This is a genomic window from Minwuia sp. (assembly GCF_048007105.1).
Lineage (GTDB): Bacteria > Pseudomonadota > Alphaproteobacteria > Minwuiales > Minwuiaceae > Minwuia.
Genome location: NZ_CP180352.1, coordinates 4,596,991 through 4,619,164, shown reverse-complemented (window position 1 = coordinate 4,619,164; position 22,174 = coordinate 4,596,991). Strand labels below are relative to the sequence as shown.

At 66.5% G+C, this 22,174-nt stretch carries 16 protein-coding genes and 3 pseudogenes; 12 read left to right on the top strand and 7 right to left on the bottom strand.

The window, feature by feature from the left end; translation table 11 throughout:
- Positions 1-3 precede the first annotated feature (3 nt).
- Complete coding sequence (locus tag ACMVY4_RS22395) at positions 4-1,371, bottom strand: endonuclease/exonuclease/phosphatase family protein (RefSeq protein ID WP_416898152.1); 1,368 nt, start codon at positions 1,369-1,371, stop codon at positions 4-6.
- A gap of 71 nt (positions 1,372-1,442) precedes the next feature.
- A complete protein-coding gene (ubiG, locus tag ACMVY4_RS22390; protein WP_416898151.1) occupies positions 1,443-2,192 on the bottom strand; it encodes a bifunctional 2-polyprenyl-6-hydroxyphenol methylase/3-demethylubiquinol 3-O-methyltransferase UbiG in 750 nt (249 codons plus the stop codon).
- A gap of 122 nt (positions 2,193-2,314) precedes the next feature.
- Between ubiG and ACMVY4_RS22385 the strand changes: the two genes are divergently transcribed.
- From ACMVY4_RS22385 to ACMVY4_RS22340, 10 genes and pseudogenes are all read left to right on the top strand, one after another.
- Positions 2,315-3,535, top strand: a complete 1,221-nt coding sequence (locus ACMVY4_RS22385) for an aspartate kinase (RefSeq protein WP_416898150.1) — start codon at positions 2,315-2,317, stop codon at positions 3,533-3,535.
- Positions 3,536-3,595: 60 nt separating this feature from the next.
- The gene (ptsP, locus tag ACMVY4_RS22380; RefSeq protein ID WP_416898149.1) at positions 3,596-5,842 is read left to right on the top strand and encodes a phosphoenolpyruvate--protein phosphotransferase; all 2,247 of its coding nucleotides are present in this window, start codon (positions 3,596-3,598) and stop codon (positions 5,840-5,842) included.
- Between the two features lie 160 nt (positions 5,843-6,002).
- Positions 6,003-7,274: a helix-turn-helix domain-containing protein gene (locus tag ACMVY4_RS22375; RefSeq protein ID WP_416898148.1), complete on the top strand. Its 1,272-nt coding sequence runs from the start codon at positions 6,003-6,005 to the stop codon at positions 7,272-7,274.
- 97 nt (positions 7,275-7,371) lie between these two features.
- A pseudogene (gene ispG / locus ACMVY4_RS22370) lies at positions 7,372-8,500 on the top strand (flavodoxin-dependent (E)-4-hydroxy-3-methylbut-2-enyl-diphosphate synthase).
- A 20-nt stretch (positions 8,501-8,520) separates the two neighbouring features.
- Positions 8,521-9,778: pseudogene (gene hisS, locus ACMVY4_RS22365) on the top strand (histidine--tRNA ligase).
- Complete coding sequence (gene prfA / locus ACMVY4_RS22360) at positions 9,775-10,857, top strand: peptide chain release factor 1 (protein ID WP_416898147.1); 1,083 nt, start codon at positions 9,775-9,777, stop codon at positions 10,855-10,857. Before hisS ends, prfA begins: the two are co-directional and overlap by 4 nt.
- The gene (prmC, locus tag ACMVY4_RS22355; RefSeq protein ID WP_416898146.1) at positions 10,847-11,698 is read left to right on the top strand and encodes a peptide chain release factor N(5)-glutamine methyltransferase; all 852 of its coding nucleotides are present in this window, start codon (positions 10,847-10,849) and stop codon (positions 11,696-11,698) included. Before prfA ends, prmC begins: the two co-directional genes overlap by 11 nt.
- A 176-nt stretch (positions 11,699-11,874) precedes the next feature.
- On the top strand, positions 11,875-12,486 hold the full coding sequence (locus ACMVY4_RS22350) for a DUF4167 domain-containing protein (protein WP_416898145.1): 612 nt from the start codon (positions 11,875-11,877) through the stop codon (positions 12,484-12,486).
- 156 nt (positions 12,487-12,642) lie between these two features.
- Positions 12,643-14,097: an aldehyde dehydrogenase family protein gene (locus ACMVY4_RS22345; protein ID WP_416898144.1), complete on the top strand. Its 1,455-nt coding sequence runs from the start codon at positions 12,643-12,645 to the stop codon at positions 14,095-14,097.
- A gap of 115 nt (positions 14,098-14,212) precedes the next feature.
- On the top strand, positions 14,213-14,872 hold the full coding sequence (locus tag ACMVY4_RS22340; RefSeq protein WP_416898143.1) for a histidine phosphotransferase family protein: 660 nt from the start codon (positions 14,213-14,215) through the stop codon (positions 14,870-14,872).
- 3 nt (positions 14,873-14,875) lie between these two features.
- Here the strand turns inward: ACMVY4_RS22340 and tldD are convergent.
- Both tldD and ACMVY4_RS22330 read right to left on the bottom strand, forming a co-directional pair.
- A pseudogene (tldD, locus tag ACMVY4_RS22335) lies at positions 14,876-16,305 on the bottom strand (metalloprotease TldD).
- A 28-nt stretch (positions 16,306-16,333) separates the two neighbouring features.
- Positions 16,334-17,317, bottom strand: coding sequence for an NAD(P)H-binding protein (locus ACMVY4_RS22330; protein ID WP_416898142.1), 984 nt, complete (start codon positions 17,315-17,317; stop codon positions 16,334-16,336).
- 98 nt (positions 17,318-17,415) lie between these two features.
- Between ACMVY4_RS22330 and ACMVY4_RS22325 the strand changes: the two genes are divergently transcribed.
- Complete coding sequence (locus tag ACMVY4_RS22325) at positions 17,416-18,321, top strand: LysR family transcriptional regulator (protein ID WP_416898141.1); 906 nt, start codon at positions 17,416-17,418, stop codon at positions 18,319-18,321.
- Here the strand turns inward: ACMVY4_RS22325 and ACMVY4_RS22320 are convergent.
- From ACMVY4_RS22320 to leuD, 3 genes are all read right to left on the bottom strand, one after another.
- Entirely contained in the window at positions 18,307-19,524 is a 1,218-nt protein-coding gene (locus tag ACMVY4_RS22320) for a CaiB/BaiF CoA transferase family protein (protein ID WP_416898140.1), read from the bottom strand. The two genes, ACMVY4_RS22325 and ACMVY4_RS22320, sit on opposite strands and share 15 nt — an antisense overlap.
- A gap of 328 nt (positions 19,525-19,852) precedes the next feature.
- A complete protein-coding gene (gene leuB, locus ACMVY4_RS22315; protein ID WP_416898139.1) occupies positions 19,853-20,965 on the bottom strand; it encodes a 3-isopropylmalate dehydrogenase in 1,113 nt (370 codons plus the stop codon).
- A 142-nt stretch (positions 20,966-21,107) separates the two neighbouring features.
- Positions 21,108-21,716 (bottom strand): 3-isopropylmalate dehydratase small subunit, encoded by a 609-nt coding sequence (leuD, locus tag ACMVY4_RS22310; RefSeq protein WP_416898138.1) that lies wholly within the window; start codon positions 21,714-21,716, stop codon positions 21,108-21,110.
- Between the two features lie 88 nt (positions 21,717-21,804).
- On the opposite strand from leuD, the gene ACMVY4_RS22305 reads away from it, so the two are divergent.
- Entirely contained in the window at positions 21,805-22,131 is a 327-nt protein-coding gene (locus ACMVY4_RS22305) for a TM2 domain-containing protein (protein WP_416898137.1), read from the top strand.
- The last annotated feature ends 43 nt before the right edge of the window (positions 22,132-22,174 follow it).

Below are 22,174 nucleotides of genomic sequence, written 5' to 3'. Positions count from 1 at the left end.
CGGTCAGTCCTCGCAGGCGTCGAGATAGGCGTCGGAGAAGTCGCTGGTGAGCTCGATCCACATCGGCAGGTGGTCGCTCATCTTGTAGGTCCGCCAGGTCTTGTAGGAACCCTCCGAACGCTGCGGCTGATAGACCGTGCGATCCTCCAGCCGGTAGACGTGCTCGTAGAAGTCGAAGACGTTGGCGCCGCGGATATCGACGCGGACATGGCCGCGGTTCCGCTTCGGCTCCCAGAAGGCGATCTGGTCGTAGGCCTTGTCCTGGCTGACATTCGAGCCCGGGATCGAGCGGATTTGCTGCGGCACCTCGAAGCCATTGGCCTCGAGCGCTTCCATCGTCTCGTGCTCGGCGCTGATGATGTTGAAGTCGCCGAGAACGGCGGTGAGCACCGGGTTGTCGGGATTGTCCTCCATCTCCTTCGCTGCGCGGTCGCCCAGCGCTTCGGTCAGACGCAGGATCTCGCGGCGGCGCTGCTCCAGCAGTTTCTCGTCCTCGTTGCTGCCGAAGTAGATGTGGACGGTGGCCAGATCGATCTTCATCCAGCCGGCCTGGAAGCTGACGATGTAGGGGGTGCGGGCGAACTGCTTGAAGCTCTGGTCCAGCGCCTCGCCCGGGAAACGGACGCGGAAGTCCTCGCCCAGGACAGCGCCCTGCGGCACCGAGATGTCGACCTGGCCGCGCGTGCCCGGCGGCCGCGTGACGACTGTGCCCTTCGTGACCGACAACGCACTGCCGTCGGGAAGGTCGAGCAGGGCGCCCTGGGGCAGCGCGATCTCGACATCCTCGTCCAGCCGGACCACCCCGTTCTTCTTCAGCGAACGCGCCTCGTAGACGCCGGACAGGTCCGTGCCGGGCGGCAGCTGCAGCGCGATGCCGTTCTCGAGCCGGACTCTTTCGCCGAAGCTTGCCAGGACCTTCTTGCCGTCGGGCAGGGTCAGTTCGCCGGCGATGTTGCGAAAGCTGACGCGGCCGGTGTTGTAGAGGAAGACCATCCGCTCGCCATTGCCGGCGCCGCCGTCGGTGACATCGGTCGCCAGATAGTCCCAGTCGGCGCCCAGGATGCGCAGCAGCTCCAGGAACTCGTCCATGTCGTCGCGTACTTCCTGCACGGCGACGATGTCGAAGTTGGCGATGATCTCGGCCATGTAGCAGAGCGGTTCGTAACTGTCGCGGCCGCCATACTTGGTGCTGCCGAACTCGCGGATGTTCCAGGTGCCGATGCGGACGGTGCGCGTGCGGTCGGTATCCGCCGGGAAGTGGCCGGCCAGCGCGGCGCGGAGACGCTTCAGTCCGGCAATGGTGCGAAGCCGCAGCGCCTCCCCGTCCGATCCGTCCGGATGGCGCTGTCCCAGCAGGCGGTAGAACGGCATCGGATTTCCCCATCGGCTGTGTGCGCCCGAGGGGGTATCCTACTACTTGACCTTGCGGATGCCGAGAGCGGTTAACCGGCCTCGTTCCGCACCGCCGAAGCGAAATAGTTCACATCGACATCGGTCCTGTTCAGCGAGAAACCGCTGACAGGCGAATAGACCAGACCGGTGACGTCGCGCATCTCCAGACCGGCGGCCCGGCCGTGGCGCGCCAGTTCGGACGGCTTGACGAACTTGGACCAGGTATGGGTGCCGCGCGGCAGCCAGCGCAGCACGTATTCGGCGCCGACGATGGCGAGACCGTAGGCCTTCGGCGTGCGGTTGATGGTGGAGAAGATTACCAGTCCGCCCGGCTTCACCAGCTTGGCGACCGAGGCGACGAACAGGGCCGGATCGGCGACGTGTTCGATGATCTCCAGCGCCATGACGGCGTCGAACTGTTCGCCGGCCTCGGCAAGGGCCTCCGCGCGGCCATGGCGGTAGTCGATCTTCAGGCCGGACCCGGCGGCATGCAGGCGCGCGACCTCGACGTTCTTCTCGGCGGCGTCGACGCCCGTGACGTCCGCGCCCAGCCGCGCCAGCGGTTCGGCGACCAGCCCCCCGCCGCAGCCGATATCCAGGATGCGGAGGCCGTCGAGCGAGTTGCCGCTTTCGGCGCGTCCGAAGTGTGCATTCAACTGGGAGGTGAGGTAGCGCATCCGGGCCGGCGTCAGGCGATGCAGCGGCTTCATCGGACCCTCGGGGTCCCACCACGTGTCCGCCATGGCGGAAAACCGTGCGATCTCGTCCGGATCGACTGTGGTTTCGATGGATTCGGACAAGGGTGCCGCCTTTCTGCCGTCCCGGCCCTTGCGGGACAACGAACCGATAGTTAAGAGGTGCGCGCGGCGGCGGCAAGTCCGCTGGAAAGCCAATAATTTTCCTGAATGGACGGCGTTTTGCGATGGCGCGCATCGTCATGAAATTCGGCGGTACGTCCGTCGGCGATATCGAACGCATCAAGCGTGCGGCGGCCCGCGTGAAGACCGAGGTCGAGGCGGGCAATGAAGTGGCCGTCGTCGTCTCCGCCATGTCGGGCGAAACCAACCGGTTGGTCGACCTGACCCGCAACACCGCGGCGATGCACGACACCCGCGAATACGACGTCGTCGTCGCCACCGGGGAGCAGGTCACCATCGGCCTGATGTCGATGGCGCTGCAGGATATCGGCGTCAATGCGCGCTCGTGGATGGGATGGCAGCTGCCGGTCCGCACAACCGACGTGCACGGCTCGGCGCGCATTCTGGGCATCGAGACCGATGAACTGATCCGCCGCTTCGGCGAGGGCCAGGTGGCCGTGGTCGCCGGATTCCAGGGGCTGGCCGCCAATGGCCGCGTGACGACGCTGGGCCGCGGAGGTTCCGACACGTCGGCGGTGGCGCTGGCGGCTGCGCTGAAGGCCGACCGCTGTAATATCTATACCGACGTGGATGGCGTCTACACGACCGACCCGCGCATCGTGCCGCGCGCGCGCAAGCTGGACAGGATCACCTACGAGGAGATGCTGGAGCTGGCGTCGCTGGGCGCCAAGGTGCTGCAGACCCGGTCGGTGGAACTGGCCATGAACCACGGCGTTCGGGTTCATGTGCGCTCCAGCTTCGTCGAGGACGAAGGCACGCTGGTGGTCGACGAGGAGGAAATCGTGGAACAGCAGATGGTCAACGGCGTCACCTACGCGCCGAACGAGGCGAAGGTCACGCTGCGCAACGTCCCCGACCGCCCGGGCGTGTCCGCGGGCATCTTCGGCCCGCTGGCGGACGCCAACATCAACGTGGACATGATCGTCCAGAACGTGTCCGAGGACGGCTCGACCACCGATCTGACCTTCACGGTCCCGCGCGAGAACCTCGATCGGGCGAAGAAGGTGCTCGACAGCGTCCGCGAGACCATCGCCTGGTCCGAGATGACCGCCGATCCGGGTGTGGTGAAGGTGTCGATCGTCGGCGTCGGCATGCGCAGCCATGTCGGCGTCGCCAAGACCATGTTCCAGGCGCTGGCCGAAAAGGGCATCAACATCCAGGTGATCACCACCTCGGAGATCAAGGTCAGCGTGCTGATCGCCGACGAATACACCGAACTCGCGGTGCGCGCGCTGCACACCGCCTTCGGTCTGGACGCGGACTGACTGGCGCATGAATCCGGCAGCACCCAGCATCGGCAGCGGCTGACCATGAGCGGGGGGGCCATGACCGGACCGCAATTCCTGATGCGGCGCCTGCTCGAGATCATGAAGAGCGGCGACACGCCCGAGGAGCGGCTGGCCAAGGTCGTCAAGCTGGTGGCCGGGTCCATGGTCGCCGAAGTTTGCTCGGTCTACATCATGCAGCCCGGCAACATGCTGGAACTGTTCGAGACCGAGGGCCTCAACCGTGAAGCCGTGCATCAGACCCGTCTGGCCGTCGGCGAGGGCCTGGTCGGCCTGATCGCCCAGACCTCGAAGCCGCTCCGTCTGCGCGACGCCCCGGCGCATCCCAAGTTCAGCTTCCGGCCGGAGACGGGCGAGGAGATCTACAGTTCCATGCTCGGCGTGCCGATCATGTATTCCAGCAAGGTGGTCGGCGTGCTGGTGGTCCAGAATGCGCGCCAGCGCGACTATGCCGACGCCGAGCAGGAGGCGCTGGAAACCGTCGCAATGGGCTTTGCCGAGATGATCGGCAACGGCGCGCTGGTGTCGCCGAACCTCGTCGCCGAGTCTCTGCGGTCCAGCCGAGGGCCCGAACGGCTGGGCGGCCGCCGTCTGGCCGATGGCGCGGCCATCGGAACCGCGGTCCTGCATGCGCCGCGTTTCGACATCACCCGCACCATTGCCGACGATCCGCAGGCTGAACTGGAGCGGCTGGAGGCCGCGATCCGTGATGTCCAGATCCAGATCGACGAGATGCTGGCCCAGCCGGTGCTGGCCGCCGGCGAATCCCGCGACGTCATGGAAGCCTTCCGCATGTTCGCCCACGATCCGGGCTGGCAGCGGCGGATGCGCGAAGGCGTCGAGTCCAGCCTGACGGCGGAGGCGGCGGTCAAGCGCGCCCACGATCTGACCCGCGCCCGCTTCCAGCAGGTCCCGGATCCCTATATCCGCGCCCGGCTGTCGGACATGGACGATCTGGCGAACCGCCTGCTGAACCGGCTGCAGGGCGGCGCCAATGTCTTCAACAGCGAACTGCCCGACGACGTCATCCTGGTGGCGCGCGACATGGGCCCGGCGGAACTTCTGGATTTCGGCGAGGGCAAGCTGAAGGGCGTGGTGCTGGAAGACGGCTCCGCCGGCTCGCACATGTCGATCGTCGCCCGCGCCATGAACATTCCGGTCATCGGCACCGCGCGGCGCGCCACCGAAGTGATCGATCCCGGCGACCGCGTCATCGTCGATGCCGAGCACAACCAGGTCTTCGTCCGGCCGGAGCCGGATGTCGTCGACGCCTTCAAGGAAATCGAGTCCATCCGGGCCGAGGAAGAGGCCCGGTGGCAGGAACTCCGCAATGTTCCCGCGGTCTCGAAGGACGGTGTCGAGATCGACATGCTCTGCAATGCGGGTCTGCTGCTCGACATGCAGCATCTGGGCGACGCGGGCGCAGTGGGCGTCGGGCTGTTCCGGACGGAACTGCACTTCATGGTGCGGGGACGGCTGCCCCGGATGCAGGAACAGACGCGCTACTACAGATCGGTGCTCGAGGCCGCCGGCGACCGGCCGGTGATCTTCCGGACCCTGGATGTCGGCGGCGACAAGCTGCTGCCCTATATGAAGCGGGAGACCGAGGAAAACCCGGCCATGGGCTGGCGCGCGATCCGCATCTCGCTGGACCATGAAGGCCTGTTCCGGATGCAGCTCAGGGCGCTGCTCGCGGCCTCGCCGGGCCAGAGCCTCTCGATCATGTTCCCGATGGTGGCCGACGTCGCCGAGTTCATGTCGGCCCGCGAGGTGCTCGACCGGGAGATTGCCTGGGCCTGCCAGCGCGGTCGCACGCTGCCGTCAGAGATTCGTGTCGGCGTGATGCTGGAGGTGCCGGCGCTGGTCTGGCGGCTGCCGGCCCTGTTGCCTCTGGTGGACTTCGTCTCCGTCGGCTCCAACGATCTGATGCAGTTCCTCTACGCGGTCGACCGCGGCAGCCCGCGGGTGTCGGACCGCTACGACACGCTCAGCCCGGCGTTCCTGTCTGTGCTGCGCCGCATCGTCCGCCAGTGCGAGGATACCGGAACGCCGTTCTCGATCTGCGGCGAGATGGCGGGGCGTCCGCTGGAGGCGCTGGCGCTGCTCGGTCTGGGCTTCCGCCAGCTCTCGATGCGCTCCAACGTCATCGCCCGGATCAAGGAAATCGTGCTGTCGACCGACATCGCACAACTGAGGGTCGAAATGGAGCGCTGGCTCGCCCGTGACGAAAGAACGCTGCGCCCTCTGCTTCAAGAATTCGCCGGCAGACACCACATAGAAATTTGAATTAGCCCGCTGCGTCCGAGGGTTATGGTCGAAAATCGACTTCAAATCTGAGGCTGCATCGGTTAAGAGTTGGTCGCGCAAGCGTTGCTTTCACAATTCTGCCCAAGTGTCGCGGGATGCTGCCGCCGTTCCGCCACTCGTTAGGAGAAGATTCGGCACCATGCCGGACAGCAGCCGTCATACCAATCCGCCGCGCCGCAACGGGGCGACCCGGTTGAATATTCACGATCCGGGACCCGATGCAGGCGAGGAAGCGGCCTATTACGACGGGATCGGCGCCGAACTGCGCGCCGAGCGTTTGCGCTGCGGCCTGACGCTGGATGACGTCTCCAGCCGGCTGCGCATCCGCATCTCGCATCTGGAAGCCATCGAGGCCGGGCGTTTCGGCGACCTGCCGGGGCGTATCTATGCCATCGGCTTCCTGCGCTCCTACGCCGAGTTCCTGGGGGCCGACGGCGATGTCTGCGTCGGACTGTTCAAGCAGGAAGCCGGACCGGGCGGCCACAGCCGCAAGCTCAGCTTCCCGGTTCCCGCCGATGAGAACCGCCGCCCGGCGCTGTGGACGCTGCTTGTTTCGGTCGTGCTGACCGGCGCGATCTATGCCGGCTGGGTGATCAGCGAGGACGACGCGGCGCCCGGTCAGGACCTCGTTTCCGAGGTGCCGGCCCGTTTCACGGAACGGATCCGCGTTTCGGCAGCCGATCAGACGGTGGGTTCGGCGCAGGCCGCTGAATCGACCGGTCCGTTCCGCACCGCGGAAGCCGGCGAGCCTGAACCGGTCAGGTCGCGCGAGATCGATCTTGCCGTTGTCGGCCGCGAGCCTGCGCCGGCTGTGGAGAGCGACGTGCCGGCGAACGCGATGCCGGTGCCAGACGGGACGGCCGATTCCGCCGAGGCGGCGCCCCTGGAAGGCGAGGCAGTTTCCCAGGCGGCCGCGGCAGTTGTCGAACAGACCCCGCAAGCCGGGAACACCCTGCCGCCGGCGCCGCTTCCGGTGACGGAGGCGACCATTGCCGATGCGCCGGCGCCTGCAGCCGATGCGCCGGCCGCAGGTGCGGCTGCCCGGAGCGGCGAGGAAACCCGTGTCGCCGCCGCCCCGCCGCCCGTACCGACGGTCGAGGCGCGCGACGGCTATGTGCCGCGGGTGCTGGGCGTCGCCAACCGCGACTCCCGCGTCATCGTCCGCGCCACCGAGGTTGCGCAGATCATCGTCAAGCAGAAGGATGGCCGGACCCTGATGCCGCACCGGGTGATGCAGCCCGGCGACATCTACCGCGCCCCGAACCTGCCGGATGTGCTGCTGGAATCGAACAATATCGGCAGCCTTCAGATCCTGCTGGACGGCCGTTTGATCGGCCGCGGCGACCGTCTTTCCGGCGGCAGTTCGACGGTGAAGCTCGATCTCGAATACCTGCAGTCGGCGACCAACTGACACGTCTGCCTGACCCGCGTGCGCTTGATTGGAAGCGGACGCGAAAGCATGTTACCACCATGCCCGAAGCCCAAGGCATTCTCCGAGGAACAGTCCAATGAGCGTCCGTCCCTATCGCGACATCTATCGCCGGGAGTCCCGCCAGATCCACGTCGGCAACGTGCCCGTCGGCGGCGGTGCGCCCATCGCCGTCCAGACCATGACCAACACGCTGACCTCCGACGCCCAGGCGACCATCGCGCAGATCAAGGCCGCCGAGGCCGCCGGTGTCGATATCGTGCGCGTTTCCTGCCCCGACGAGGACTTCGACGAAGGCGCTGAAGGAGATCGTCCGCGCCGCCGAGGTGCCGATCGTCGCGGACATTCATTTCCACCACAAGCGCGCCATCGAGGCTGCCGAGGCCGGTGCCGCGTGCCTGCGCATCAATCCCGGTAATATCGGCTCGGCCGACCGCGTACGTGACGTCGTCAAGGCGGCCAAGGACCATGGCTGCTCCATGCGCATCGGCGTCAATGCCGGCAGCCTGGAGAAGGATCTGCTGGAGAAATACGGCGAGCCCTGCCCGGAGGCGATGGTCGAGAGCGCGCTGGATCATGCCCGCATCCTGGAAGACAACGACTTCTTCGAATTCAAGATCTCGGTGAAGGCCTCCGACGTCTTCCTGTCGGTGGCGGCCTATCAGGGCCTGGCCGAGGCCTGCGACTATCCCCTGCATCTGGGCATCACCGAGGCCGGCGGTCTGATCGGCGGCACGGTGAAGTCGGCGATCGGTCTGGGCTCGCTGCTCTGGGCCGGCATCGGCGACACTATCCGCGTCTCGCTTTCGGCCGATCCGGTCGAGGAAGTCCGCGTCGGATACGAAATCCTGAAGTCGCTCGGCCTGCGTCGCCGCGGCGTGCAGATCATCTCCTGCCCGTCCTGCGCGCGTCAGGCCTTCCCCGTCATCAAGACGGTCGAGGTGCTGGAAGATCGTCTGGCCCACATTACCACGCCGATGTCGCTCTCGATCATCGGCTGCGTGGTCAACGGCCCCGGCGAGGCGCGCGAGACGGATATCGGACTGACCGGCGGGTCCAAGGGCCGCAGTCACAAGGTCTATGTCGGCGGCATCGCCGACCACAACATCGACGACGACAAGCTGGTTGACCACATCGTCGCGATGGTCGAGGAAAAGGCCGCCGCCATCGAGGCGGAGAAAGCGGCGGAGACGGCGGACGCGGCCTGATCCCATCCGGGAGGACATCGTTGGCGAAGCCACAACCCGTACGCGGGACCCATGACCTGTTGGCGGACGATTTCGGCGCGCACCGGGCGGTCATCGAGACCGCGCGCCGTGTCGCGCTGACCCACGGCTATCGCGAGATCGCGACGCCGATCTTCGAATTCACGGAGATCTTCTCCCGCTCGATGGGCGAGACATCCGACGTGGTCTCCAAGGAGATGTACACCTTCGAGGATCGCGGCGGCGACTCGATCACGCTCCGGCCCGAATACACGGCCGGCAATCTGCCGCGCCTTCATCTCCAACGGGCTGCAGCAATCGGCGCCGTTCAAGGCCTTCGCCGCAGGCCCGATGTTCCGCTACGAGCGGCCACAGAAAGGCCGGCTGCGGCAGTTCCACCAGATCGATCTGGAAGTGATCGGCGCAGCCGAGCCGGGCGCAGATGTCGAGATCATCGCCGCCGGAGCCGAGGTGCTGAACCAACTCGACGTGCTGCACAAGACGGTGCTGCACATCAACACGCTGGGAGATCCCGAAAGCCGCGATGGCTACCGCGCCGCGCTGGTCGAATATTTCGGCGCTCACAAGGACCGGCTTTCCGAAGACAGCCTGAAGCGGCTGGACCGCAACCCGCTGCGCATCCTCGATTCCAAGGACGAAGGCGACCGGGTGCTGGTTGCGGATGCGCCGCTGTTCCAGGACTACCTGAACCAGCAGAGCCAGGATTTCTTCGGCGAAGTGCTGACGGGGCTGGACACGCTGGGCATCGGCTACGAGATCGACCCTCGGCTGGTGCGCGGCCTCGACTACTACACCCACACCGCCTTCGAGTTCGTCACCGACGCGCTGGGCTCCCAGGGCGCGGTCATTGCGGGCGGGCGTTATGACGGCCTGATCGAGCAGATCGGCGGCCCGTCGACGCCCGGGATCGGCTGGGCCGGCGGCATTGAGCGTCTGGCCATGCTGTCGGGGGCGGAAACGCCCGCGCCGCGGCCGGTTGTTCTGGTTCCGGTCGGCGAGAAGGCGGAGTTCGAGGCGCTGAAATGGGCGCAGACGCTGCGCCGCGAGGGCGTCATCGTCGATCTCGGCTACAAGGGCAATGTCGGCAAGCGGATGAAGCGCGCGGACCGGATCGGCGCGTCCTGCGCCATCATCCTCGGCGACGAGGAACTGGAGCATGACGAGGTCACGCTGCGCGACCTGAAGAGCGGCCAGCAGCAGAAGGTCGCCTATGCGGACGTGCTGGAGACGCTCAGGTCGTTCGAGGGCGCCTGGGCTTGATTCCGCGCGAACGTCTCCGCCAGATCCGGGCGCGCCTGGACGAACTCGGGTCCCTTCTTGGCGATCCGGCGGCGGTCGGCCGGTCGGACTTCGCCAACCTGTCCCGCGAATATGCCGAACTGGCTCCAGTCGTCGAAACCATCGACCGGCTGGAAGCGAAAGAGGCCGAGAAGGCCGAACTCGAGGAACTGGCCGAGGCGGAGAGCGATGCCGAAATGCGCGAACTGGCGCGCGCCGAACTGGCGGAACTGAAGGAGGCTCTGCCGGACCTCGAGCATGAGGTGCAGCTGATGCTGCTGCCGAAGGACGAGGCCGATGCCCGGAGCGCCATTCTCGAAGTCCGGGCCGGCACCGGCGGCGACGAGGCGGCGCTGTTCGCGGGGGAACTCTTCGCCATGTACCGGCGTTTCGCCGAACTGAGTGGCTGGAAGTTCCAGGTGCTCGACATGGCCGAGACCGATCTCGGCGGTCTCAAGGAAGGCAGCGCCGAAATCAACGGCCAGAACGTCTACGCGCGGATGAAGTTCGAATCGGGCACCCACCGCGTCCAGCGGGTGCCGCAGACCGAGTCCGGCGGTCGAATCCACACCTCCGCGGCCACCGTGGCCGTGCTGCCGGAGGCCGAGGAGGTCGACCTGCACATCGAGGAGAAGGATCTCCGAATCGACGTCTACCGCGCCTCCGGTCCGGGCGGGCAGTCGGTCAACACCACCGATTCGGCGGTCCGCATCACCCATCTGCCGACGGGCGTCGTGGTCACCCAGCAGGACGAGAAATCCCAGCACAAGAACCGCGAGAAGGCGATGAAGGTGCTGCGCGCCCGGCTCTATGAGGCCGAACGGCAGCGCCTGGCAAACGAACGCGCCGCCGAACGCAAGGGCCAGATCGGCAGCGGCGACCGTTCCGAGCGGATCCGCACCTACAATTTCCCGCAGGGCCGGGTCACCGACCATCGCATCAACCTGACGCTCTACAAGCTGCCGGAGATCGTCTCCGGCGAGGCGCTGGGCGAAGTGGTCGAGGCGTTGATCGCCGAGGATCAGGCCCGGCGGCTGGCCAGCCTGGACGATGGTGCCTGACGCCCTGACCGTCGAGGTGCTGCTGCGCGAGGGCGCAACGCAGTTGCGCGAAGCGGGGATAGAGGGCGCGCGTCTGGATGCGCGCATCCTGCTGGCAGAGATTCTGGCGCGCGAACCGAACACGCTCTTGCCCGGAGATGCATCCATTGTCGCCGATGTGGATGCGGTGCGGTTCCGCAGCCTGCTTGCACGGCGTGCGGCGCGCGAGCCGGTGTCGCGAATCCTCGGGCGGCGCGAATTCTACGGCCGGACCTTCGAGGTGACGCCCGATGTTCTGGACCCGAGGCCAGACACCGAGACGGTTGTCGAACTTGCCCTGTCGTCGTTGACGAGCGCAGCCAGGATCGTCGATCTCGGTACGGGCACGGCCTGCATCCTGCTGACATTGCTGGCGGAAAGGCCTGGCGCGAGCGGCATCGGCGTCGATTTCTCGCCCGCCGCGCTTGCTGTGGCGAAGCGGAATGCCGATCGGCTTGGACTGGCTGACCGCGCCGCCTTCCGGCAGGGCGACTGGCTGGACGGTCTCGACGGGCCGTTCGACCTGATCGTCTCGAACCCGCCCTACATTCCGGCGGGAGATCTCGCCGGCCTGATGGCGGACGTCCGCGATCACGATCCGGCCCTCGCGCTGGCGGGCGGCGCAGACGGGCTGGACCCGTACCGGACAATCTTCGCCGGCGCCGCTTCGCGGTTGGCGGCGAACGGGGCGGTCGTGGTCGAGATCGGCGCCGGACAGGCGCAGGATGTACGCGCGATCGCGGCCCGGGCCGGACTGCGGTTCGATCGCGCCGCGGCCGATCTGGGCGGTCATGTGAGGGCGCTTTTGTTTACAATGGGGTAACAAAAAAACACTTGGAAAAGCCGGAACCCACGCGTACGTTGGCTTTCGGAAGACGACTGCTTTGCGATCGACTGCGCAGCAGCGTCCATACATTCGTATCAAGCGCATTGCGATGATCGAACTCGAGCTCGTCCTTTGACGGGCCGGTCAGTAGCGAACAGGCCTTTGGCAGGACGATGAGAGCACCCAACAACAAGCGTGCGCGTGGCCGCGCGAACCGGCGATCGCCGAACCCGAACCGCAGCTATGAGAGCAACGGGCCGGACGGCAAGATCCGCGGCAACGCCAATCAGGTTTACGACAAGTACAGCCAGCTGGCGCGGGATGCGGCAGCGTCGGGCGATCTGGTCGCCGCCGAGGGCTTCTGGCAGCATGCCGAGCACTACTACCGCATCATGATGTCGATGCAGCAGAACCGGCAGCAGCAGGGCCAGAACGACCAGAACGATCAGGGCGACCAGAACGACCAGGGCGACCAGAACGATGGCGACGGCGGCAATGACCGTCAGGGCGGCGGCCGCAACCAGCGGAACAGCAACCGCCAGGATCCCGGCGATCAGGACCAGCCCGACGTTCAGGACAACAACGACCGCAGGCAGTCGAAGAACGCCGATGACGGCGATGGCGACGGCGATCAGGGCGGCGAATCGGAGACAGCCGGCCTGGAACGGGCCGTGCGCCGGACCCGCACCCGGCGGCCGCGACGCCCGCGCGACGGCGACAATGACGGCGGCGAGGATCCGTCGAATACTCCGCAGCCGGAAGCCGCGGAAGACGCCGCCGACTGATTCCGGGCCGGGGCGGGTCCATGTGACCGCGCCGACAGTTGCCTGTTAATCGTCCAAATCGGCTCTAGGATTCCGTGCCCCGGTCGTGAACAATCGGGCCAACGGTATCCGGACTTCCTGTCCGGTGAAGAAACTGGAAGAGGGGGTCTCCAGATAATGTCCGCCGATTTGCCGCATATTCCGCTTCTCGTACCCGGCGTGGAGACCAGCGCCAGCCCGGTCACGGTGTCCGCGCCGTGGGACCTGTCGCCGATCGCGACGGTTGCCCGCGCCGACAGCGCCACCGTCGAGAAGGCGCTGTCCAACGCCTATGCGCTCTATCGCAACCGCGACAAGTGGCTGCCCATGCGGGAGCGGGTCCAGATCCTGACCCGCGCCATGTCAATCATGCGCGAACGCCGTGAGAAGATGGCCGTTGATGCGGCCCGTGAGGGCGGCAAGCCGCTGGCCGATTCGCTGGTCGAGGTCGACCGCGCCATCGACAGCGTGCACATCTGCATCGACGAACTGCGCAGCCGCGCCGGTGAAGTCATCCCGATGTGCATCACCGAAAGCTCCAAGAACCGCGTCGCCTTCACCCGGCCGGAACCTGTGGGCGTGGTCGTCGCGGTCAGCGCCTTCAACCATCCGCTGAACCTGATCGCGCATCAGGTCGCGCCCGCCGTCGCCACCGGCTGCCCGGTGATCGTGAAGCCGGCCGACAAGACCGCGCTGTCCTGCCTCGCCTTCGTGCAGATCCTGCACGAGGCGGGCTTGCCGCCGGAGTGGTGCCAGGCTGTCGTCACCGCCGACCGCAAGGACGCCACGGCCATGGTGACCGACAAGCGCGTCGGCTTCTTCTCCTTCATCGGCTCGGCAAAGGTCGGCTGGGCGCTGCGCAGCCAGTTGGCGCCGGGCGCACGCTGCGCGCTGGAACATGGCGGCGCCGCACCTGTGATCCTGACCGAGGGTGCCGACCTGGCCCGTGCCGTGCCGTCGCTGGCCAAGGGCGGCTTCTATCACGCTGGTCAGGTCTGTGTGTCGGTGCAGCGTGTCTACGCGGCGAAGTCCGTGGCGCGCGAATTCGCGAACAAGGTCGCTGAGGCCGCGAACAAGATGGTCGTCGGCGATCCGACCGATGCGGCGACCGAGATCGGTCCGCTGATCACGCCCGGCGAAGTCGACCGCGTGCACGAATGGGTCGAGGAAGCCCGCGCCGGCGGCGGTGAGATCCTGTGCGGCGGCGAGAAGCTGTCGGACACGGCCTACAAGCCGACGGTCATTTTCAATCCGCCGGCCGATTCGAAGGTCGCCACGGCGGAAATCTTCGGTCCGGTTGTCTGCGTGTTCGAATATGACGACATGGACGCCGCCATCGATCTGGCGAACGCGCTACCGTTCTCGTTCCAGGCGGCCGTCTGGGGCCAGGATATCGACAAGCTGATGCGGGTGAGCAGCCGCCTCGACGCCTCGGCGGTCATGGTCAACGACCACACTGCCTTCCGCGTCGACTGGATGCCCTTCGCGGGCCTGCGTGAATCCGGCCATGGCGTCGGCGGCGTGCCGCACTCGATGCACGAGATGCAGGTTCAGAAGATGACGGTGATCCACTCGCCGGAAATCAAGGACTGACGGTCCGGAACGGGGTCCGGTGGCGGACCCCGTTCACTTCTCCTCAACCATTGGGGGGCAGGGTGCTGACATACCTTTCCGCGCGTTCCGTAGTCACAGGATCAGGACCCTTCCCATGCACAACAGCCTTCGAAAGGCCGAATCCGGCGACCGTTCCATGCCGACCGATCTCACCTTCACATCGCTGATCTGTTCCCGTCTCTGCCACGATCTCGTGGGCCCCGTCGGCGCGATTGCCAACGGCATCGAATTGATGGAGATGGAAGACGATCCCGACATGGCCGGCGACGCGCTCGACCTGCTGCGCCATTCCGCGACCAACGCCTCGCGGCGCCTGACCTTCCTGCGGCTCGCCTTCGGGTCGTCCGGCGGCGATGACATGCCGTTGCCGGTTCGCGACGCCCGCCGCGCAGCCGAGGACTTCTTCGACGATCACCGGCTCGAACTGAAGTGGCCCGAGACCGACGAGTCCGGCGTCAACAAGGGGCGCGTCCGGCTGGTGCTGAACCTGCTGATGGCCGGCGCGTCCGGCCTGGTGCGGGGCGGCGATCTGATGGTCGACCTGACGTCCGACGTCCTGATCGTGAAGGGCGTTCACGAGCGCGCGGGCCTGTCGGAACAGGTTGTGGATGCGCTGGAAGGCCGGACCCCGGCCTCGACCGGCGAGGATGCGCGCATCATCGAGTGTTTCCTGGCGCAGATCCTCGCCGACAATGAGGGCCTGACCATCAAGGTCGAGCAGGGCGCCGGTCAGTTCGTGATCCTGGTCGGATAGACCCTAGCCGGTACCGCCCACCGTCAGGCCATCGATCCTGAGGGTGGGCTGGCCGACGCCGACGGGCACGCCCTGGCCGGCCTTGCCGCAGGTTCCGATGCCGGGATCCAGCGCCATGTCGTTGCCGATCATGGCCACCTTCTTCAGCACTTCCTCGCCCGAGCCGATCAGGGTCGCGCCCTTGACCGGCCAGATGATCGGCCGTCCTCGATCTCGTAGGCCTCGGTGCAGGTGAAGACGAACTTGCCCGAGGTGATATCGACCTGGCCGCCGCCGAAGCTGGTGGCGTAGATGCCCTTCTTCACGCTGCGCAGAATCTCTTCCGGATCGCGGTCGCCGTTCATCATCACCGTGTTGGTCATGCGCGGCATGGGCATGTGGGCAAAGCTCTCCCGGCGGCCATTGCCGGTCGGCTGGACGCCCATCAGCCGCGCGTTCAGACGGTCCTGCATGTAGCCGGTCAGGACGCCGTCCTCGATCAGCACGGTGCGGCTGGAGGGCGTACCCTCATCGTCGATGGTCAGCGACCCGCGGCGGTCGGGCATGGTGCCGTCATCGACCACCGTGACGCCTTTCGCAGCGACCTGCTGGCCCATCAGGCCGGAGAAGACCGAACTCTTTTTGCGGTTGAAGTCGCCCTCCAGACCGTGGCCGATGGCCTCGTGCAGCAGGATGCCCGGCCAGCCTGGGCCGAGCACGACGGTCTGCTCCCCCGCGGGGGCGGCGACGCTCTCCAGATTGACCAGCGCCTGACGCAGCGCCTCGTCGACCTCGGACTGCCAGCGGGCGGGATCGAGATAGGCCTCGAAGCCGGTGCGGCCGCCGGTGCCCGTCGATCCCGACTCCTGCCGGTCGCCATCGCCGACGACGACCGCGACGTTGAGCCGGACCAGCGGACGGATATCGGCCATGCGCTGGCCGTCGGGGCGGATGATCTGCACCGCCTTCCAGGAGCCGGCCAGCGAGCAGGTGACCTGCCGGACCCGATCGTCCTTCGCGCGGGCATAGGCGTCGATTTCCTGCAGCAGCTTCACCTTCTGCTCGAAGCTCGGCTCGCCCAACGGATTTTCGTCGCCGTAGAGGATGCGGTTGGTGCCGGCCGGACCTGAGGCGAACTGGCCGGAATGGCCGCGGGTGACAGCCTGGACCGTATCCGTGGCGCGGGCGATGGCGTTCTCGGACAGTTCCGACGCATGCGCGTAGCCCTGCGCCTCGCCCGATACCGCGCGGAGACCGAACCCCTGTGCGGTATCGAAGCTGGCATTCTTCAGCCGGCCGTCGTCGAAGGCGAGCATCTCGGACTGGCTGTATTCCAGGTAGAGCTCGCCGTCATCGGCGCCTGCCAGCGCTTCCGCAACCTGGCGCTCGGTCTTCGACTGGTCCATCCCCGCCCTCTGGAAAAACAACTCGTCGGTCTGGGACAGGCTGGACATGCGATACTCCGCGCTTCAGGGATCAGAACTACCCTGAGAATAGGGTGGCGTGCCCGCCGGTCCAAGTGGCCGTCTCGGAAACGCATCCCTGTTCGACCAGGCTCGTCCGGAGCGCCTCCGCCAGCGGGGTGCGCGGTTCCTCGCCGATGCGGAGCAGAAGACGGCGGTTGTCCAGCTGGACTTCCTGCTGCCAGAGGTAACGCATCTCCCAGATCTCCCTGAACAGGGGAACGAACGGGCGCGCCAGCCCCACGACGGCCCAGGGGAAGGGCCTGACGGCCGTGGGCTTCAGGCCGGCCGCCTCGGCGATGCGTTCGGGGAACTCGCGGCCGCGGTGCATGTGATGGCCGCCGAAGTGCAGATCCTCGAAGCGTTCCATGCGCGCTTCGCCCTCGAACAGGCGGATCACGGTGGCAGCGAAGTCCGGCAGATAGGCGAAGGCGTGACCCGCCTCGGTGCCGGGCCAGGTCACCTTCCGCAGCTTCTTGCCGGGCTTGATCATGACCGTCTGAAACCAGGACGCCGGTGCGTAGCCGCCGAAGAAGTCGCCGGCGCGCAGGATCGTCACCCGGGCACCGGTGGCCTTCAGCGCCGCCTCCACTCGAACTCTGACCTCGCCTTTCCGGGAGACCGGATGCTGCGGCGCGCCCTCCTCGACGCGGGGGAACACGTCGGGGCCGAAATTGTAGATGTTGCCGGGCATGATCATGCGGGCGTCGACAGCCTTTGCGGCTTCGGCCGCGTTCACCGCCATCGGTTCGACCGTGCGGTCCCAGTCGCGGTAGCCGGGCGGGTTGGCGGCATGAAAGACGAAATCGACACCCTCTGCCGCGCGGCGGACATCGATGGCATTCATGGCGTCGCCCTGAACGACTTCGATCCGGGAGTCGACCTCCAGCTTGCCGGGGTTGCGGTGCAGGGCCCTGACCTGGAAGCCGGCGTCCAGGGCCGCCTTCGATACGGCGTGGCCTGCCCCGCCGGTCACGCCGATGATCAGGATACGGTTCGTCATGTCACCCTCCGATGTTGCGCGATGCGATAGTGGGAATCTGGCAATTCTGATGACGTATGGAAATTGACCAATTTCGACAGTCTGATATTCATTTTTGTATGAAAGAAGAGCCGGACTGGGATCATCTGCAGACGTTTCTCGCGGTGCTGAAAGAGGGTGGCCTGTCACAGGCGGCCCGTGGACTGGGTCTTTCCCAACCCAGTGTCGGCCGCCACATCGACGCGCTCGAAAGCGCGCTGGGAGAGCCGCTCTTCACCCGCTCGAGGAACGGCATGTCGCCCACGGCGGCCGCGCTCCGGCTGGCGCCGCATGCCGAGGCGATGGCCAGCGCGGCGGCCGCGCTCCGCCGGGCCGCTTCCGCCGACGAGGCCGAGATCCGCGGGCCGGTCCGTCTGACCGCGCCTGAGGTGATGGCGCAGGAAGTTCTGCCGCCCATGCTCACTGCCTTCGTCGAACAGCACCCGGGCGTAGAGCTGGAAGTCGTCTCCTCCAACGATGCGCTGAACCTTCTGACGCGGGAGGCCGACATTGCCGTGCGCACCGTGCGGCCCTCACAGCAGGCGCTGCTGGCGCGACGTGCAGGCACCGTGCGGATCGGCCTGTTCGCTCGGCGGGACTATCTGGAACGCTACGGGGCGCCGCTGACGCTGGAAGACCTGAGGACACACCGTATCATCGGCTATGACAGCAATCCGCTTATCCTGCGCCGTCTTGCCGAGGCCGGGGTCGAAACGGGACCGGACGTCTTCACCTTCCGCTGCGACTTAGAGGCCGCGCAGCTGGCCATGCTCAGGTCCGGCTACGGCATAGGCGGCTGCCAGGCGCCGATCGCCGCGCGGGACCCGGACCTCGTGCCCGTCGTCTCAGGCGCCGTCGGGTTCGACCTCGAGATCTGGCTGGCGATGCACGAACGGCTGAAGACCAGCCTCGCGCTCAGGCTGCTGATGGAGCACCTGGCCGCCGAACTGGGCGCCTACGCGCGGAGCGTGTCAGATTCGGCGTGAGTGCAGCACGCCGGCGCCGGTCAATTCGGCGATCCGGCCCTCGTCCAGTCCCAGCCGGCCGGTCAGCACGTCCGTATTGTGCTCCCCCATGAACGGCGCCGTCAGGTCGAGCGGTTCGGGGAATTCCGAGAATCTGAGCGGCATGCCGGGGATCCGGAACGTCCCGACGCCCCGGTCCTCGATCTCGCGGACGGTGCCGCGGCCGATCAGGTGTGGATGTTCGGTGGCTTCGGCGACGGTCAGTACCGGCGCCACGGGCACACGCGCCTTCTCCAGCGCGTCCAGCGCGGCGCGGTCGGTCTCGAAGGTCGCGAGCCAGTCTTCGATGATCGCGGCCAGCGCCTCCCGGTTGGCCAGCCGCTTCGGCCCGTCGTCGAAGCGCGGATCCTGCAGCAGGTCCTCCCGGCCCATGGCGCGGCAGAGCCGGTTCCACTGGTCGCCCAGCGCCACGACCACGATGTAGCCCTGCGGCGCCTTGAAGATGCCGAGCGGCGCGACCAGCGGGTGGTGGTTGCCCGAGCGCATGGGCTGGTTCTTGCCGCCGCTCATCGAATAGGACTGCACGTTCAGTTCGTGGCAGTGGAAGTAGACGTCGACCAGCGAGATATCGAGATGCTGGCCGTCGCCGCCCGTGCGTTCGCGATGGAACAGCGCCGCGTTGATTGCCGCGAGCGACGAGATCGCCGTCGCCATGTCGCCGACCGCCAGGCCGACGATGGGCGGCGCCTCGTCCGGCGTTCCGATCATCGAGGTGACGCCGGAAAAGGCCTGGGCGATATAGTCGAAGCCCGGCAGGTCCTTCAGCGGGCCGGACTGTCCGAAGGCCGAGATCGAGCACATGATGGCGCGCGGATTGACCTTGTGGACCACGTCCCAGCCCAGGCCGAGACGCCCGATGACGCCGGGCGAGAAGTTCTCGATGACGACGTCGGCCTCCGCAACGAGCCCCTTCAGCAGTTCCACCGCCTCGGGCTTGCGGATGTCGAGACAGACCGACTTCTTGCCCTGATTGTGCTGGACGAAATAGGCCGAGCGGCCGTCACGGATTTCCGGCAGCACCCGGCAGAGATCGCCGCCGGGGGCGAATTCGATCTTGATGACGTCGGCGCCCATCTCGGCCATCAGCCGCGTGCAGGCCGGGCCGGCGATGAACTGCGTGAAATCGAGAACGGTCACCCCGTCCAGGACGTGGCGATGCGACATGCCTGTTCCTCCCCAGGACCGAAGACTAGCGATTTCAAGGCCCGGCCGGAACGCATCTCCGGCAGATCACCTCTGCGGCGTGCACGGGGCTACCTGGTGTAAAAGCGATTGATCCATAACGGAAAAAGCCGGTCAGTGAACTGACCGGCTTCCCCCTCATTGCCTTGCTCTGCCCGGCTGCGCGCATTTTGCTGCTGCGCTGTCGCCGGTTTCCTCCCGAGACTTGGGCAAAATGTGCATGGAAATTACGCAGTCGCTGAACATTCCGCAAGGGAAATTGACCGTTGACTGAGCAATAAAATGCGCCCCTCCCATGCGCGGAACGGGGCTACGCCGCCATCTCGTCCAGTTCCCGGAGGAGCGCCGTCGTCATCTGCTCCGTCGAGACCGCGGTGCCGCCGGGCGCCATGATGTCGGGGGTCCTGAGACCCTTGGCCAGCACGGCGTTGACGGCCTTCTCGATCAGGTCGGCGTCGTCCGGCAGGTCGAAGGTGTAGCGCAGCGACATGGCGTAGCTGAGCAGGGTGGCCAGCGGGTTGGCCTTGCCCTGGCCGGCGATGTCGGGCGCGGAACCGTGCACCGGCTCGTAGAGCGACTTGCGCCGGCCGGTCTCGTCGACGTCCCCCAGCGAGGCCGAGGGCAGCATGCCGAGCGAGCCGGTCAGCATCGCCGCGGCGTCGGAGAGCATGTCGCCGAACAGGTTGTCGGTGACGATGACGTCGAACTGCTTCGGCGCGCGTACGAGCTGCATGGCGCAGTTGTCGGCATACATGTGCGAAAGCTCGACATCGGAGAACTGTTCCGCGTGCAGCTTCGTGACCTCCTGGCGCCAGAGCACGCCGCTCTCCATCACGTTGGCCTTCTCGACTGAGCAGAGGCGGTTGTTGCGCTTCCGGGCGAGGTCGAAGCCGACCGCGGCGACACGGCGGATCTCCGAGGTGGTGTAGACCTGCGTGTTGATGCCCCGGCGTTCGCCGTTCGGCAGGTCCTCGATGCCGCGCGGCTCGCCGAAATAGACGCCGCCGGTGAGCTCGCGCAGGATCATGATGTCGAGACCGGCGACGACCTCGGGCTTGAGCGTCGAGGCATCGACCAGCGCGTCGAAGCAGAGGGCGGGGCGGAGATTGGCGTAGAGGCCGAGATCCTTGCGCAGGCGCAGCAGGCCGCGCTCCGGCTTCTGCTCGAAGGGCAGTTCATCCCACTTCGGACCGCCGACCGCGCCGAGCAGCACGGCGTCGGAATTCATCGCCGTGTCGACGGTCTTGTCGGTCACCGGAATGCCGTGGGCGTCGATGGCCGAGCCGCCGACCAGATCCTCGGCCACGTCGAACGACACCGCGCGGCGCTTGTCCATCCAGTCGATGACCTGGCGGACGGTGACCATCACCTCGGGGCCGATGCCGTCGCCGGGCAGGATCAGAAGCTTGCGGTTGGATGCCATTTTCGGTGTCTCCCCCTCGATCTATCTTGTGTCATCCCCGATGGCGCGGAGCGGCACTCGGGGATCGGGACGCCATTGACCTCGGCCCCCCATTCTGAACCCGATCCCCGCGCGCCATGGCGGCGGGGATGACATGAACTGACTACGACGCGTAGAGCCAGGGCTGGCTGTTCTTCTGGCCGCCCTCGAAGGTGTCGATCGAGCCCTCGGACTGCATGGTCAGGCCGATATCGTCCAGGCCGTTCAGCAGGCAGTGCTTGCGGAAGGGGTCGATCTCGAACTCGAAGACCTTGCCGTTGGAGGCCTTCACGGTCTGGCTCGCCAGATCGACTTCCAGCTCCAGTCCCTCGGCGGCGTCGGCGAGCAGATAGTCGATGGCGGCCTTCGGCAGGGGAACGGCCAGAATGCCGTTCTTGGAGCAGTTGTTGTAGAAGATGTCGGCGAAGCTCTCGGCGATCACGCAGCGGATGCCGAAGTCCAGCAGCGCCCAGGGCGCGTGCTCGCGGCTGGAGCCGCAGCCGAAATTGTCGCCCGCGACCAGGATCTCGGCGTCGCGGTACGGCTGCTTGTTCAGCACGAAATCGGCGCGCTCCGAGCCGTCGTCATTGTAGCGCATCTCGTCGAACAGGTTCTTGCCCAGGCCCGAGCGCTGGATCGTCTTCAGGAACTGCTTGGGGATGATCATGTCCGTGTCGATGTTGTTGATCTTCATCGGCGCGGCGATGGCCTTCAGGTGATCGAATTTCTGCATGTCTGAGCACTCCTCCCGGTTGGGCCGCGTTGTCATAGCGCCGCAGCGTGCATAGTTAAAGACGGAAGCGACACGGACCCGAGAAGCCATGCCCCCAGACGCCGATTTTCCCGGCGGCCAGAGCGATACCGCGACGGCCCGCTACCAGGCCAACGCCAAATCGGTGCTGGTAACCTATGTGCTGTGGTTCTTCCTCGGCTGGCTCGGACTGCACCGGTTCTATCTGGGCCGGATCGGCTCGGCGATCTTCATGTTCCTGCTCTGGGGCATCGGCACCGCGCTCGCCGTCATCCTGATCGGCTACCTGCTGCTGATCCCCTGGGCGATCTGGTGGTTCATCGACATCTTCCTGATCCCCGGCATGGTCGCCGCGGAGAACAACCGCGTCGTCGACCGGATCGAACGGGGCAGGTGAGCCACCACCTTTGATGTCCTCGGGCTTGACCCGAGGACCTTGT